Annotated in this window: 13 protein-coding genes; 6 read left to right on the top strand and 7 right to left on the bottom strand. The window is 60.6% G+C overall.

The features are described 5' to 3' along the window. Nucleotides 1–19 precede the first annotated feature (19 nt). Nucleotides 20–202: a hypothetical protein gene (locus JT51_RS17945; RefSeq protein ID WP_037316015.1), complete on the top strand. Its 183-nt coding sequence runs from the start codon at nucleotides 20–22 to the stop codon at nucleotides 200–202. A gap of 3 nt (nucleotides 203–205) precedes the next feature. On the opposite strand, the gene JT51_RS17950 is transcribed toward JT51_RS17945, so the two are convergent. From JT51_RS17950 to JT51_RS17965, 4 genes are read right to left on the bottom strand one after another with little or no spacing between them, the layout of a single operon-like run. Further along, nucleotides 206–967 carry an SDR family oxidoreductase gene (locus JT51_RS17950; protein ID WP_037316018.1) on the bottom strand — a complete coding sequence of 254 codons (762 nt, stop codon included), beginning with the start codon at nucleotides 965–967 and terminating at the stop codon, nucleotides 206–208. Then, the gene (locus tag JT51_RS17955; RefSeq protein WP_037316021.1) at nucleotides 964–2,430 is read right to left on the bottom strand and encodes a carnitine 3-dehydrogenase; all 1,467 of its coding nucleotides are present in this window, start codon (nucleotides 2,428–2,430) and stop codon (nucleotides 964–966) included. Before JT51_RS17955 ends, JT51_RS17950 begins: the two co-directional genes overlap by 4 nt. Before the next feature lie 13 nt (nucleotides 2,431–2,443). Further along, on the bottom strand, nucleotides 2,444–2,791 hold the full coding sequence (locus tag JT51_RS17960; protein WP_037316024.1) for a hypothetical protein: 348 nt from the start codon (nucleotides 2,789–2,791) through the stop codon (nucleotides 2,444–2,446). A 53-nt stretch (nucleotides 2,792–2,844) separates the two neighbouring features. Further along, nucleotides 2,845–3,759, bottom strand: coding sequence for a 3-keto-5-aminohexanoate cleavage protein (locus tag JT51_RS17965; RefSeq protein ID WP_037316027.1), 915 nt, complete (start codon nucleotides 3,757–3,759; stop codon nucleotides 2,845–2,847). Nucleotides 3,760–3,891: 132 nt separating this feature from the next. Between JT51_RS17965 and JT51_RS17970 the strand changes: the two genes are divergently transcribed. Next, nucleotides 3,892–4,878, top strand: coding sequence for a GlxA family transcriptional regulator (locus JT51_RS17970; protein WP_037316030.1), 987 nt, complete (start codon nucleotides 3,892–3,894; stop codon nucleotides 4,876–4,878). A gap of 68 nt (nucleotides 4,879–4,946) precedes the next feature. Here JT51_RS17970 and JT51_RS17975 read toward each other — a convergent pair whose 3' ends face one another. From JT51_RS17975 to JT51_RS17985, 3 genes are read right to left on the bottom strand one after another with little or no spacing between them, the layout of a single operon-like run. Further along, entirely contained in the window at nucleotides 4,947–5,993 is a 1,047-nt protein-coding gene (locus JT51_RS17975) for an aldo/keto reductase (RefSeq protein WP_037316033.1), read from the bottom strand. 37 nt (nucleotides 5,994–6,030) lie between these two features. Continuing rightward, entirely contained in the window at nucleotides 6,031–6,489 is a 459-nt protein-coding gene (locus JT51_RS17980; protein ID WP_037316036.1) for a DNA polymerase III subunit chi, read from the bottom strand. Between the two features lie 4 nt (nucleotides 6,490–6,493). After that, the gene (locus JT51_RS17985; protein ID WP_037316039.1) at nucleotides 6,494–7,972 is read right to left on the bottom strand and encodes a leucyl aminopeptidase; all 1,479 of its coding nucleotides are present in this window, start codon (nucleotides 7,970–7,972) and stop codon (nucleotides 6,494–6,496) included. A 241-nt stretch (nucleotides 7,973–8,213) separates the two neighbouring features. Here JT51_RS17985 and lptG point away from each other — a divergent pair, with 241 nt between their 5' ends. The 4 genes from lptG to pdxA are packed head-to-tail and all read left to right on the top strand — an operon-like array spanning nucleotide 8,214 to nucleotide 13,682. Next, nucleotides 8,214–9,314, top strand: a complete 1,101-nt coding sequence (gene lptG / locus JT51_RS17990) for an LPS export ABC transporter permease LptG (RefSeq protein WP_037316043.1) — start codon at nucleotides 8,214–8,216, stop codon at nucleotides 9,312–9,314. Continuing rightward, nucleotides 9,314–11,476 (top strand): LPS-assembly protein LptD, encoded by a 2,163-nt coding sequence (locus JT51_RS17995; protein WP_037316046.1) that lies wholly within the window; start codon nucleotides 9,314–9,316, stop codon nucleotides 11,474–11,476. Before lptG ends, JT51_RS17995 begins: the two co-directional genes overlap by 1 nt. Beyond that, nucleotides 11,467–12,720, top strand: a complete 1,254-nt coding sequence (locus JT51_RS18000; RefSeq protein WP_037316049.1) for a peptidylprolyl isomerase — start codon at nucleotides 11,467–11,469, stop codon at nucleotides 12,718–12,720. Before JT51_RS17995 ends, JT51_RS18000 begins: the two co-directional genes overlap by 10 nt. Beyond that, a complete protein-coding gene (gene pdxA, locus JT51_RS18005; protein WP_037316052.1) occupies nucleotides 12,717–13,682 on the top strand; it encodes a 4-hydroxythreonine-4-phosphate dehydrogenase PdxA in 966 nt (321 codons plus the stop codon). Before JT51_RS18000 ends, pdxA begins: the two co-directional genes overlap by 4 nt. Nucleotides 13,683–13,688 lie beyond the last annotated feature (6 nt).

The raw sequence follows: 13,688 nt of genomic DNA on the forward strand, positions 1-13,688 counted from the left end.
CCAACGGAGGACCACAGGAATGGACGCACTACAAGCCGCTCAATACGCACGGGCCCTGTACACCGCTCATGGCGACCGGGCCGAGGCGGAAGCCGCGCAGAAAATGCGCGAATGCGAGGCCGCCGGAAACAAAAAGCAAGCGCAGGACTGGCAGGCGGTCCGCCAGAGCATCCGCCAAATTCGCGGGCCAAATCAGGCTTGATGCCTAAAGCTTGGGGTCAGGGTTGACCGTATGACCGTCCACGGCAATCACCTGCCCTGACACCAGCCGCGCCGCATCCGAGGCAAGGAATACCGCCATATTGGCGATGTCCTGCCCCTCGACGAAACGCCCCATTGATGTGCCTGACGCGTAGCCGTCGTAAATCTGATTGCGGGTCACGCCCTTGGCGTCAGCCTCGCGTTGCAGCACGCCTTCCATCCGGGGGCCTTCGACCGCGCCGGGGCAGATGACGTTGCATCGAACACCATGCGGCCCAAGTTCCATCGCCAGTGTCTTGCCCAATCCGACCACGCCCCATTTCGCCGCTGCATAAGGCGCGCGGTTGGGGTAACCGTACTGACCCGCTGTAGAAGAAGTAATCAGGACCACGCCCTTCCGCTGCCGCTTCAGGATCGGGGCGGCGTATTTGGAACACAGAAACGCGCCCTCAAGATTAACCGATAGACAGGCACGCCAATCCTCCAGCGCAACACCTTCGACTGGGGCGGTCGGCCCTGCAATCCCTGCGTTGGCACATAGAACATCCAGCCCGCCCCAATCGGCCTCAACCTCCGAGAACCAAGTGGCGACGGCACCCTCATCGGACACATCGACATGGGATTGCCGCCAATGCGATGGGCACCGCGCCAGCGCCGCGTGATCCATATCCGCAACCCAGACGTTGGCCCCCGAGGCGTCAAACGCCTCGGCCATTGCTTTGCCTATGCCAGAGGCCCCGGCGGTGATCAGAACCCGCATGGTCATGCGGGTTTCCGAATGGCCGCACCTGCCCCGTCCGGGTAGGGCAGATCGGCCTGCGCCTCGGCAATCCGCGCCATTGCGGCCTCAATTTCGGCGGCAGGTGCGCTGGGGCGACGGGTGTCGAGGCTGACATGCAGCAAAAAGCTCTCGCCCGTCGCCAGCAGCTTGTCGCCCTCATACATACTGTGGAACACGTGCAGCTTTTTGCCCTGCCCCAACAGCATCTGAGTACGCACCGCGATCTTTGCGCCCGCATGAGCTTCGTCGACATAGCGGATGTGGTTTTCCGCCGTGAAATAGCTGCCGCCCGAGGCGATATAGTCTGCGTCGCAGCCGATGATCTCCATGAACCGGTCGGTGGCGGCGGCGAAGGCTTCAAGATACCGCGCTTCGTTCATGTGTCCGTTGTAATCGGTCCAATCCAGCGGCACGGCGCGGGACAGGGTCAGGATTGGCTGACTCAGGTCCGCCTGCTCCAGCGTTGGCAGCGCGCCGGGTTTCAGCACGGCGTCATGCTGGTTCAGCACCGCCCCTGCACCCCAGTTCTGCGCCTTCAGCGCGCGCATCATCCCAACCAGATTGTTGTCGCGGATACGCTCCAACTCGCGGATCGAATGCGCCCCCGATTGCGCATCGGACTGATCTGCGATCATGTCCACCAGTTCATCGGTGAAATCCGGAACATCCATCAGCTTGGTCCACGGCCATTTCAGCGCCGGGCCAAACTGCGCCATGAAATGCCGCATCCCGGCCTCGCCGCCGGCCACCCGGTAGGTCTCGAACAGACCCATCTGCGCCCAGCGGATGCCGAAGCCCATGCGGATGGCCTCGTCGATCTCTTCGGTGGTGGCGATACCGTCTTTCACCAGCCACAACGCCTCGCGCCAGACGGCTTCCAGGAACCGATCAGCGATATGCGCGTCGATCTCTTTCTTTACGTGCAGCGGGAAGAACCCGACCGAGGTCAGCAGGTCCTTGGCCCTGGCAATCATCCCGGGCGCGTTCTTATCGGTCGGCACCAGTTCGATCAGCGGCAGCAGGTACACCGGGTTGAACGGATGCGTCACCACGATCTGTTCAGGCCGCAGCGCGCCCTCCTGCAGTTCAGACGGTTTGAACCCGCTGGTCGAGGACCCAATGGTGGCATCCGGGTCGCAGGCCTCCTGCAAACCCTTATAAACCTTCAGTTTCAGGTCGAGCCGTTCCGGCACGCTTTCCTGAATCCACTTGGCCCCTTGCACGGCTTCGGCCATGTCATCATGAAAACTCAACGCCCCTTCCGGTGGTAGGGGAACGTCGCTTAGCCCCGGCAGCGACCGGCGCGCATTGTCCAATACCTCACCGATCTTGCGCTGTGCCTCGGGGTCAGGGTCGAACACCCGCACATCCCAACCGTTCAGCAGGAAACGGGCGGCCCAACCGCCGCCTATTACTCCTCCGCCAATGATAGCTGCTGATTTTATCATTCCTTGTTTCCCGTCACGTAAAGGCGTTCATCACAAACCAACTGAAGGTGAGCATCCAACCGCCAATAAATACTATTCCTGCAATCTGTCCCGCTGACTTGAAGGAACGCAAAACCAGACCCGCGATGCTGCCCAATCCGATTATTACAGCGCACAACCACGCACCAACGCTGAGATATGCTACTGGCGGTAATGATCCCCCAATTTCAGGAAACTCAACAAACACGGCTATGAAAAACCCAAAAAGGAACAGCAGGATCGCGGCCAGCAGCCCGGTCCACCAACGGGATTCAGATTGCAGATACGCCGTAAGGGCAAGCATCGACGCGACGAAAAACGAGAGCAAAAAGAACATAATCATGCCGAACCGATATCTTTACACGCGAATCTTGTCACCCCAACTCTCGAATTACATTACTTGGCCACCGGCGTGCGTTTCACCAGCCCTAGCTTCTCACGCACTTCCTGCGGTCCAATCACCCGCGCGCCCATGTTCTCGATGATGTTGCCTGCACGTTCGACCAATTGCCAGTTCTCGGCCAGCACGCCCTTTTCCAGCCACAGGTTGTCCTCAAGCCCCACACGCACGTTGCCGCCTGCCAGAACCGAGGCCGCGACATAGGCCATCTCATTGCGCCCCAGCGCAAAGGCGCTGAACGTCCAGTCGTCCGGCACGTTGTTCACCATCGCCATAAAGGTATTCAGGTCGTCGGGCGCCCCCCAAGGCACCCCCATGCACAGCTGGACCAATGCATTGGGTTCCAGAACGCCTTCTTTCACCAGCTGCTTGGCAAACCACAGATGACCGGTGTCAAACGCCTCGATCTCGGGCTTTACACCCAGATCGGTCATCATCTGCCCCATCGCCCGCAACATGCCGGGCGTGTTGGTCATCACGTAATCGGCCTCGGCAAAGTTCATCGTGCCACAGTCCAGGGTGCAGATCTCGGGCAGGCATTCGGCGATATGCGCGACCCGCTCGGTCGCGCCGACCATATCGGTCCCCTCTGCCACCGGAAGCGGGGCCTCGACCCCACCAAAGACGATATCCCCGCCCATGCCTGCCGTCAGGTTCAGCACCACGTCAACGTCGGCGTCACGGATACGGTCGGTGACTTCACGATACAAATCCAAACGGCGGCTGGGCACGCCTGTTTCCGGATCACGCACGTGGCAATGCACCACCGCCGCGCCCGCCTTGGCTGCGGCGATCGCGCTGTCTGCAATCTGCTGCGGTGAACGCGGCACATGCGGGCTGCGATCCTGCGTACTGCCCGAGCCGGTGATCGCGCAGGTGATGAAGACGTCGCGGTTCATTTCCAGCGGCATTGTGTTTTCCCCAAGTTATACCCGGTTTTGACCTGAGTTTTCCCCAGGCTTCTCCCCGGTTATCGAATTGCGTTCGCCCCCGACTCTGACGCAGCTTTGTGGAAACACTTGTCAGAATGCGAATCGTACTTGATGAAATCCGCAAAAAACATACTCCAACCCGAACATCGCGCCCTGAAAACGGCGGTGCTGGTGCTCGACGAATGCAACACGCTCAGCTTCGCATCAGCCGTTGATCCAATGCGCGCGGCCAACCGTCTGGCAGATCGCCCGGCATTCGATTGGGATTATGTGACCGCCACGGCGGAACCGGCGATCCTGACAAGCGCGCTTAACGTTCCAGGCATCCCGCTGGCGCGTCTGCAAAGTTGCGACCTGTTGATTGTGGTGGCCGGGTTCCAACTGGCCCGTCACGCCACGCCCAGCCTGCTGGCTGGCCTGCGACGCATCGCAGGCACCGGAGCCACAATGGCCGGGATCGACGGAGGTCCATGGCTGCTGGCCGAGGCTGGCCTGCTGAACGGCCACGCTGCCACGACCCATTGGGAAGACCTCGACAATTTCGCCGCCCGCTTCCCCGAGATTGACGTCCGCCCCGATCGTTTCACCATCTCGGGCAACCGCCTGACCTCGGGCGGTGCGATCCCGGCGGTCGAGATGATGCTGCACATCATCGCCGCGCGCCACGGCGCGGGATTTGCCGCGCGTGTCTCGGGCTTGTTCCTTTATGACGGCGCGCCCGAACCCTCAAAACCGCAAAGCCGCACTGGGGCACCGCACCGCCACACTGCCCTGACGTCCAAGGCAAACACCTTGATGGAATCGTCGCTCGACGACCCCCTGCCACTGGCTGACATCGCCGAAACCCTGGGAACCAGCCCCCGCACCCTGCAACAACAGTTCCGCCTGCGCCTGAACACCACGCCGCAAGACCACTACCTGCAACTGCGCCTGGCCGAGGCCCGCCGTCTGGTCACAGACACCGAAATCCCGCTGATGGAGGTCGCGCTGGCCACCGGCTTTATCTCGCAATCCAGTTTTGCGCGCGCCTTTCGCACCGCCCATGGGCTGTCCGCCCGTGACCTGCGGCAAAAACACACCCAGCCCACCCATCACTGATGGGGCCCCTTCATCTGGCCCCAAATATCCCGGGGGAGTCGCGCACAGCGCGGCGGGGGCAGAGCCCCCTAGAACGGCATCGGATGCGCGCGATGCGCTTCACTGATCTCGGCCAGAACCTCATCCGACAACCGCAGGTCCTTGCCGCCCAAAATATGCGCAAGCTGGTCCATTGTCGTCGCGCCAAAAATCGCCGACATCATGAACGGGCGGGCCTGACACCACGCCAGCGCCATATGAACCGGGTCCAGCCCATGGCGATTGGCAATCTCAAGATAGGCCGCCACCGCGTCGAACACCCGGAAACGGTGCCGCCCACCCATCTCGGGGACAATCGACATACGTGATCCTTCGGGCACCGCACCGCCCTGATACTTGCCGGTCAGAAATCCGGCGGCCAAAGGTGAAAAGGCCATCAGCCCGACATCTTCGTGCACGCTCAGCTCGGCCATATCAGTATCGAAATGGCGACACAGCAAGGAGTATTCGTTCTGCACCGATACCACCCGAGGGGCACCCGTCTGCTCGGCCAACCGCAACCATTGCGCGGTGCCCCAGGCACTTTCGTTGGACAGGCCAAAGGCGCGGATATTGCCCTTGTCGACCTGCGACTGCAGGGCCTCAAGGCATTCCTGCATGTTGCCAAGAACTTCGTCGGTATTATGGCCTGATGGTTCGTAATTCCAGTTCTTCCGGAACATATAGCTGCCCCGGTTCGGCCAGTGAAACTGATAAAGGTCGATGCAATCGGTCTGCAAGCGTTTCAACGACCCCTCAATCGCCTCGGGAATCGTTTGCCCGGATATATGCGCCCCGTCGCGGGCGTGCATAAAGCCCGCCCCCGAATGCTTGGTCGCCAGAATATATTCCCCCCGCCGCGCCGGGTTGGCGGCGTTCCAGTTACCCAGAATCTCTTCGGTCCGGCCCACGGTCTCTTTCGAGATCGGATTGACCGGATACATCTCGGCCGCATCGACAAAGTTGATCCCGGCCTCAAGTGCCATGTCCACCTGCCTGTGGGCATCAACCTCGGACGTCTGGGTGCCAAATGTCATGGTGCCAAGGCACAGGTCCGAAACCATGATACCGCTGCGACCCAAAGGTTTCATTTCCATCTGCCACTCTCCAAGATTTATGCTTGAAACCAGCCACTTACGCTTCGGCCTTCTTCTCCCACCGACCCGATTCCTCGGACCAGTATTGCGCCGAGCACCCCGCGCCGGTCAGGGTTTTCCACTGCCCCCGCGCGTACTGAACAGCTTCTCCGTCATTGCCGTCAAACAGGATGCACACCCGTTCCAGCGCCGTGACCTCATCCGGCTCAACCTGTGCGCCATCCACGGCCATCACGCAGGCCGGATCGTTGGCCGCCTGCGCCCCGGTCGTCAGCAGAATGGGTTGCGCCGCGTCATGCGGGCCACCGGCGCGGCCGTGTGGCAGGAACCCGTCCTCGGACCCCAGCCACAGCCTTTCATCCAGCCAGTCCATCCGCGCGGGATCAACGCCCCGCACGGCAATCTTCCACCCGGCCTGTCGCGCCTTGTCCAGCAGAACCGGCAGCGTATGCTCCAGCGGCTGACGGGTCAGGTGATAGAAATAGACGGCCCCCATCGGTTTACTCGACAACCGTCTCAAAGTTGTCCAGCACGAACCGGCTGATCGCACGCACGCCCCAGCCGGTGGCCCCTTTGGGCGCATAAGATGTCTCGGACGAGACAGAGGCGACACCGGCGATATCCAGGTGAATCCAGGGGGTGTCTTCTTTGACAAAGCGTTGCAGGAACTGCGCCGCGGTGATCGAGCCCGCCGGACGGCCACCCACGTTCTTCACGTCGGCAATCCGCGATTTCAGCTGTTTGTCATAGCCTTCGCCCAATGGCAGCCGCCATGCGCCCTCATCCTCGGCCTTGGCCGATTTCAGGAACGCATTGCAGAAGGTATCGTTGTTCGAAAACACACCCGCATTCTCATGCCCCAGACCGATGATCACAGCGCCGGTCAGCGTCGCCAGATCAATCATACCAACCGGTTGGAACCGCTCTTGCGCATACCACATGACATCACACAGAACCAAACGGCCCTCGGCGTCGGTGTTGATGATCTCGACCGTGTCGCCCTTCATCGACTTGACCACATCGCCCGGACGGGTGGCATTGCCCGACGGCATATTCTCAACCAGGCCGACCAGCCCCACGACATTGGCTTTGGCCTTGCGCTTAGCCAGTGCGCGCATTGCCCCTGCCACGACACCGGCACCGCCCATGTCCATGGTCATGTCTTCCATGCCTCCGGCAGGCTTCAGCGAGATACCACCAGTGTCGAACACCACGCCCTTGCCGACCAGCGCCAGCGGCGCGTCGTCTTGCTCGCCACCCTTCCAGTGCATCACAACAACTTTCGACGGGCTGACAGAACCTTGCCCGACGCTGAGCAATGTGCGCATGCCCAGTTCGGCCAGCTTTTCTTCTTCCAGCACTTCGACCTCAAGACCCAAGGCTTCCATCTCGGCCAGACGGTCGGCAAATTCGGTCGTGGTCAGGATGTTGGCCGGTTCATTGGTCAGATCGCGGGTCATCCGAACACCGTCAGCAACGGCATACAGCGGGGCGAACGTGGCCTCGATCTCGTCGGCTTTCTGATGGCCGATTGTGACTGTTCCGACCTTGTCCGCCTCTTTGGTTTTATGCGCATCAAAGTCATAGCTGCGCAGCACGATCCCCAGGGCCAATTCGTCGCACCGGACCTGATTGCCTGCCATCACCAGCAGGTCCTTGCCCCCTGCCAGTTTGGCCAATGCAGCGCCGGCTTTGCGCGCCTCGGCCTGATCAGGGCGGCGCGGCAGAACCAGAACGTCCAGCGCCTCGGCTGCCATACCGGCGGGCCACGCCAACGAGATCACATCACCCACTTTCGCCTTTCCGAAGCGCTCGCTTTCCACCAGCCGCGCAACTGCGCCACGGGTCAGGCGGTTGGCCCGGCGCACGGCGGGACCCATCTTGCCTTCGGGCGGAACGATCACAACCACACGCCCTGCGGCTTCGGCCATTGTATCCACGTCAAAGGGCTGAAAACGGATCGGTACCAGACTGCTCATTGCAAACTCCTCAAAATCTGTTCCCCAAGACCTAGCCCGCGCCGGGCGACTTGACCAGATAGCAGTTTTCCCCGCCAACCATTTGCATTACAGTGCCGAAAAAATATCCGACCAGATCGGGGGAGAACGAATTGGCAAGACTGGGCAGGCATACGCCGTTGCGCATCGGCGCAGGCAGTGGTGATTCTGGTCATCTGTTCGCCCGTTTCCCTTTGTCCGCAGCCCAGGCGGGGGCACCTTCGTGATCCTTGACCGCTATTTCGCCCGCCGTTTCATGCAGAGTTTTCTGGTTATCGGCGGCATCTTCCTGACGTTGCTGATTCTGATCGACCTGATCGAACAGGTGCGCCGGTTCGACTCGGAAAACCTGTCCTTTGGTCGGCTGTTGCATCTGACGTTGCTCAACACGCCCGCCGCGATCAGCGAAATGCTGCCCCTGCTGGTCATCCTATCCACAATCGCGCTGTTCGTCGGGTTGGCGCGCAGTTCCGAACTGGTGGTGACACGGGCCACCGGGCGCTCGGGCATACGGGCGCTGCTGGCGCCGGTGATGCTGGCCCTGGGTATCGGTGCGCTGGCTGTGGCATTGCTGAACCCGATCGCCGCGGCGACATCCGAAGAATACAAACGCCTTGCGGATACGTACCGCAACAAGGGCGGGTCGACCCTGTCCATCAGCAGCGAGGGTTTGTGGCTGCGGCAGGGGTCGCAAAACGGTCAGTCTGTGATCCATGCCCGTGGCACCTCGAATGGTGACACGTTGAAATTGGATCGCGTGACGATGATAACCTTTGCACAGGACGGCAAACCCACACGACAGATCGACGCTGAACTGGCCGAGCTGAAAGGCGGCAACTGGGTTCTGCACAACGCCAAGATCTGGCCGCTGGAAGACGGGGTGAACCCTGAAATCAACGCGGTCGAGCATCGCCAGCTTGAGGTGCCAACAACGCTGACGCGCCAACGTATCCTGGACACACTGGGACAACAGGATTCGGTTTCGGTCTACGATCTGCCCCAATTGATCCGTGACCTGCGCGAGGCCGGATTTTCCACCAAACAATATGAGGTCTGGTTGCAGGTGCAACTGGCGCGGCCGCTGTTTCTGGTGGCGATGGTCATGATCGGTGCCGCCTTTACCATGCGCCACGTACGTTTTGGCGGCACAGGCATCGCAGTTCTGTCAGCGGTCCTGTTGGGGTTCTCGATTTACTTCGTTCGCAACTTTGCCCAAATACTGGGGGAAAACGGTCAATTGCCTATCTTCGTCGCAGCCTGGGCCCCGCCCTTTGCAGCCATCCTTCTGTCCCTCGGCCTGTTGCTGCACGCGGAGGACGGCTGATGCGGATATTAGCCAGCCTGTTGTTATCCGGCGCGGTGGCGGTGGCCATGCCGTCTGGCACCTTGGCCCAGACCCAACCCGGCCTGACCCCCTCCCCTGACGCAGCGCAGGAAGACCAGCCAGCCCTGCTGGTGGCCGATAAGGTCTTTATCACACCCGAACGTGTTCTGGTGGCCGAAGGCAACGTCGAGGCGTTTCAGGGAGACGTCAAATTGACCGCAAAGCGCGTGACCTTTAACCGCGACACGGGCGAGCTGACACTGGAAGGCCCGGTCCGCATAGATCAGGGCGGCGCAACCACGATTTTGGCGGATTCGGCGGAACTGGACAGCGGGTTTCAAAACGGCCTGCTGATCGGCGCGCGCATGGTGTTCGACCAGCAGGTTCAGATCGCCTCGGTACAGGCCACGCGGGCGGCGGGTCGATACACGCAGTTCAGCAAGGTATCAGCCACCTCGTGCCATGTCTGCGCCAATGGGGAACCGCCGATCTGGCAGATTCGCGCGCGGAAGGTCACGCATGACCAGTTGGAACGCCAATTGTATTTCGAAGGCGCGCAATTCCGCGTGCTGGACGTTCCTGTGTTCTACTTCCCCTACTTGCGGCTTCCGGACCCGACTTTGGATCGGGCGACCGGCTTTCTGGTTCCGTCCATCCGGACCACATCGCAGCTTGGGACCGGCCTTCAGGTGCCGTATTTCATCAAGCTTGGCGATCACAAGGACCTGACGCTGACGCCTTATCTGTCACCGCGAACCACAACCCTTGGTTACCGTTACCGGCAAGCCTTTAAGCAGGGGCGCATTCGGTTTGAGGGGGCATATACCCGTGACGACCTGCAGCAGGGCGAAGACCGGGGGTACCTGTTTGCAGATGGCTGGTTCAACCTGGGCAACGACTTCCGCTTTACCTTCGACATCAAGACAACGTCGGATGACGCATATCTTGCCGATTACGGCCTGCCCGACTTTGATCGGCTGCGCAGCGAAGTTGCCCTTGAACGGATTAAGCGGGACACGGCTTTCCGCACCAGTTTCATCCACTACAAGACCTTGCGTGACAGCGAAAATCAGGATGATATCCCGTCTCGTGTTTTCGATCTGTACTATCAAAAACGCTATTTCCCGACGTCTGCTGGTGGTGAAGTCCGGCTGGGTTTCATCGCCCATTCACATGAACGCACCAGCGACGCCGACGTCACAGGCCGCGACGTGGCCCGCGCGACCTTTGATGCGGAATGGCTGCGCAGTTGGACCTTCGCCTCGGGGCTGCGGGCTGATGCCCGGCTGGGCGCGTCCGTCGATACTTTCAACATCCGCCACGACGACGCCTTTCCCAGTCAAGTCACCCGGTCCACACCGCGGGCTGCACTGACCCTGCGATATCCGATGCGCCGACGCGAGGCTTCTGGCGCAACTCAGATCCTGGAACCGATTGCACAGGTCGGCTGGACCCATGTTTCCGACACCAATGTGCCAAACGACGAAAGCACCTTTCAGGAGTTCGATCAGGGTAACCTGTTGTCCCTGTCCCGCTTTCCGGCCCCGGACCGGCGCGAAGACGGTGTAACGGGCGTTGTTGGTGTCAACTGGTCCCGATTTGGGCCAAAAGGTTGGCGGGCCCTGGCCACAATCGGTCAGGTATTCCGCGCAGACGCGGACCCCAATTTCAATCGGACCTCGGGTTTGCAAGGCACCGCTTCGGATCTGTTGATCGCGGGTCAGCTTGTGACGGCCAATGGTTGGTCTCTGGCCGGTCGCGGGCTGCTGAACGGCGATTTCAGCTTTGCCAAGGCCGAACTGCGCGCGCGTTGGCAGCAAGAGGCGACGGCCATCTCTGGCAGCTATGTCTGGCAGGAACCCGACCCAGCAGAAAATGTGAATGACGAGATATCGGAAATCCGAATGTTCGGCTTCCACCGGGTGGATCAAAACTGGCTGACAAATGCCTCGGCACGTTATGATCTGAACGAATCCGAACCGATCCGCTTTGGACTGGGTGTCACGTACCAGAATGAGTGCGTACAAGTTAACATGACCGTCAACAGGCGATTTACCTCATCATCAAGTATTGAGCCTTCGACAGAATTCGGCTTTACCGTGGCCCTGACAGGATACTCTGTCGAAGGCGGTGGCCAACAGTACAAGAGAAGATGCAGTTGAATTTAGGTTTCTCAAGTTTCATTCGTTCCGGTTGGCTTAAACCGGTGGCACCGGCACTGACTGCGGTAGTATTGGCGTTGGCCGCACCACAGGTCGGCGCCCAAAGCCTGTTCTCGCCCGCCGTCAAGGTCAATCAGGACATCGTCACCTGGTATGAGCTGGATCAGCGACAACAGTTCCTGACGCTTCTGGGCGCTCCTGGGGCATCCGACGACGAAGTGCGCCGGGCTTTGATTGACGACCGGCTGCGCAAACAGGTCATGCGCGAGGCAGGCATCGAAATCGCGCCCGAGGAAATTCAGGTCGGCATCGACCAGTTCGCCGCACGCGGCCAACTATCAACCGATCAGTTCATGCAATTGCTGTCCGATCAGGGTATTTCGCGCGAAACCGTTCGGGATTTCGTCGCTGACCAATTGACCTGGCGCGATTACGTCAGTTCTCGTTTCCTGTCGCAGGCCCGCCCGACCGAGGATGAGATCGACCGCGCACTGGGTCAAGCCGGCAGTGGTGGCTTGCAGGTGCTTTTGTCTGAAATCATCATCCCGGTTAATCAGCAAACCATCGCTCAGGCCGAGCTTTTGGCACAAGAGATTTCGCAGCTTCAGGGATTCGATGCGTTTTCCGCCGCAGCGGCTCAGTATTCGGCTGCGGGCACGCGCGACAACGGTGGCCGGTTGGAATGGCTGAACCTGACCAATCTGCCCCCCGCCTTGCAACCGGTTATCCTGGGGCTTGAAAATGGGGACATCACGCAACCGTTGACGTTGCCCAACGCCATCGCCCTGTTTCAGATGCGCGGTCTGCGCGAGGCTGCGTCCAGCACGCCCCGTTATTCCAAGATCGACTATGCCGCCTACTACTTGCCTGGTGGGCTTAGCCCCGAAACATTGGCCAAAGCCGCCAAACTGAAAGAAAATATTGATACCTGCGATGACCTTTACGGTATCGCCAAGGATCAGCCTGCCGAAGTTCTTGAGCGGACCGAGGCAAGCCCGGCTGACATCCCCCGCGACATTGCGCTGGAACTGGCCAAACTGGACCTGAACGAGGCCTCGGCAACCCTGACGCGCAACAATGGTCAAACGCTGGTGTTCCTGATGCTGTGCAAGCGCACCGCTGACGGCGGCGAAGAGACATCGCGCGCAGATGTGGCCAATGCGCTGACGCAACAACGGCTGCAGGCGTTTGCCGATAGCCTGCTGGAACAACTGCGGGCCGACGCAATTATTGTCGAGCAATGATCGCGCCGATCGCGCTCAGCTGCGGTGATCCCGCCGGAATAGGCCCCGAGATCGCGGCCAAAGCGTGGCTCGAACTGCGGGACACATGCCCGTTTTTCTACATCGGTGACGCCACCCACCTGCCCGACTGCACCCCGACGGGCCGCATTTCGCACCCGTCCGAGGCGCATGATCTCTGTGCCTCGGCCCTACCTGTGCTGCAATTGGATTTCCCGGCACCCAACCGTCCGGGGCACCCCGATCCGGACAATGCGCCCTCGGTGATCTCTGCGATCCAACGCGGCGTATCGCTGGTTCAATCCGGTGCCGCGTCGGCGCTATGCACCGCACCGATCCACAAAAAAGCACTAATCGACGGGGCCGGTTTCGCCTACCCCGGCCATACAGAGTTTCTGGCCGCCCTGGCCGGGCGCGACCGCGTGGTGATGATGCTGGCCAGCGATCAACTGTGCGTGGTGCCCGCGACAATTCACATCCCACTGTCACAGGTCCCGTCCACACTGACCCCGGACCTGCTGCGCGATACCATCACCATCACTGCCGAAGGCCTGCGCACCCAGTTTGGCATCGCGCATCCCCGGCTGGCCATCGCGGGACTGAACCCTCATGCGGGTGAAGGCGGCAAAATGGGCAATGAAGAACTGGACTGGATTGCCCCGCTGATCGCCGGGATATCGGCGGACGGCTATTCCGTCACCGGCCCGCATCCTGCAGATACGATGTTCCACGCCGCAGCCCGCGCGCGCTATGACGCGGCAATTGCAATGTATCACGATCAGGCCCTGATCCCGATCAAAACGTTGGACTTCGACCGGGGTGTTAACGTGACGCTGGGCCTGCCTTTCATCCGCACCTCACCCGATCATGGCACCGCTTTGGACATCGCCGGACAAGGTATCGCCACCCCGACCAGCCTGATCGAGGCCCTGACCCTTGCACAAAAAATGGCGCAAACCCGATGATGCTTC

It is taken from the genome of Ruegeria halocynthiae (genome assembly GCF_000743705.1).
Lineage (GTDB): Bacteria > Pseudomonadota > Alphaproteobacteria > Rhodobacterales > Rhodobacteraceae > Ruegeria > Ruegeria halocynthiae_B.

Coding starts and splice junctions, on each gene's coding strand:
- JT51_RS17945 (WP_037316015.1), top strand. CDS start 20: ATGGACGCACTACAAGCCGCTCAATACGCACGGGCCCTGTACACCGCT.
- JT51_RS17950 (WP_037316018.1), bottom strand. CDS start 967: ATGACCATGCGGGTTCTGATCACCGCCGGGGCCTCTGGCATAGGCAAA.
- JT51_RS17955 (WP_037316021.1), bottom strand. CDS start 2,430: ATGATAAAATCAGCAGCTATCATTGGCGGAGGAGTAATAGGCGGCGGT.
- JT51_RS17960 (WP_037316024.1), bottom strand. CDS start 2,791: ATGATTATGTTCTTTTTGCTCTCGTTTTTCGTCGCGTCGATGCTTGCC.
- JT51_RS17965 (WP_037316027.1), bottom strand. CDS start 3,759: ATGCCGCTGGAAATGAACCGCGACGTCTTCATCACCTGCGCGATCACC.
- JT51_RS17970 (WP_037316030.1), top strand. CDS start 3,892: ATGAAATCCGCAAAAAACATACTCCAACCCGAACATCGCGCCCTGAAA.
- JT51_RS17975 (WP_037316033.1), bottom strand. CDS start 5,993: ATGGAAATGAAACCTTTGGGTCGCAGCGGTATCATGGTTTCGGACCTG.
- JT51_RS17980 (WP_037316036.1), bottom strand. CDS start 6,489: ATGGGGGCCGTCTATTTCTATCACCTGACCCGTCAGCCGCTGGAGCAT.
- JT51_RS17985 (WP_037316039.1), bottom strand. CDS start 7,972: ATGAGCAGTCTGGTACCGATCCGTTTTCAGCCCTTTGACGTGGATACA.
- JT51_RS17995 (WP_037316046.1), top strand. CDS start 9,314: ATGCGGATATTAGCCAGCCTGTTGTTATCCGGCGCGGTGGCGGTGGCC.
- JT51_RS18000 (WP_037316049.1), top strand. CDS start 11,467: ATGCAGTTGAATTTAGGTTTCTCAAGTTTCATTCGTTCCGGTTGGCTT.
- pdxA (WP_037316052.1), top strand. CDS start 12,717: ATGATCGCGCCGATCGCGCTCAGCTGCGGTGATCCCGCCGGAATAGGC.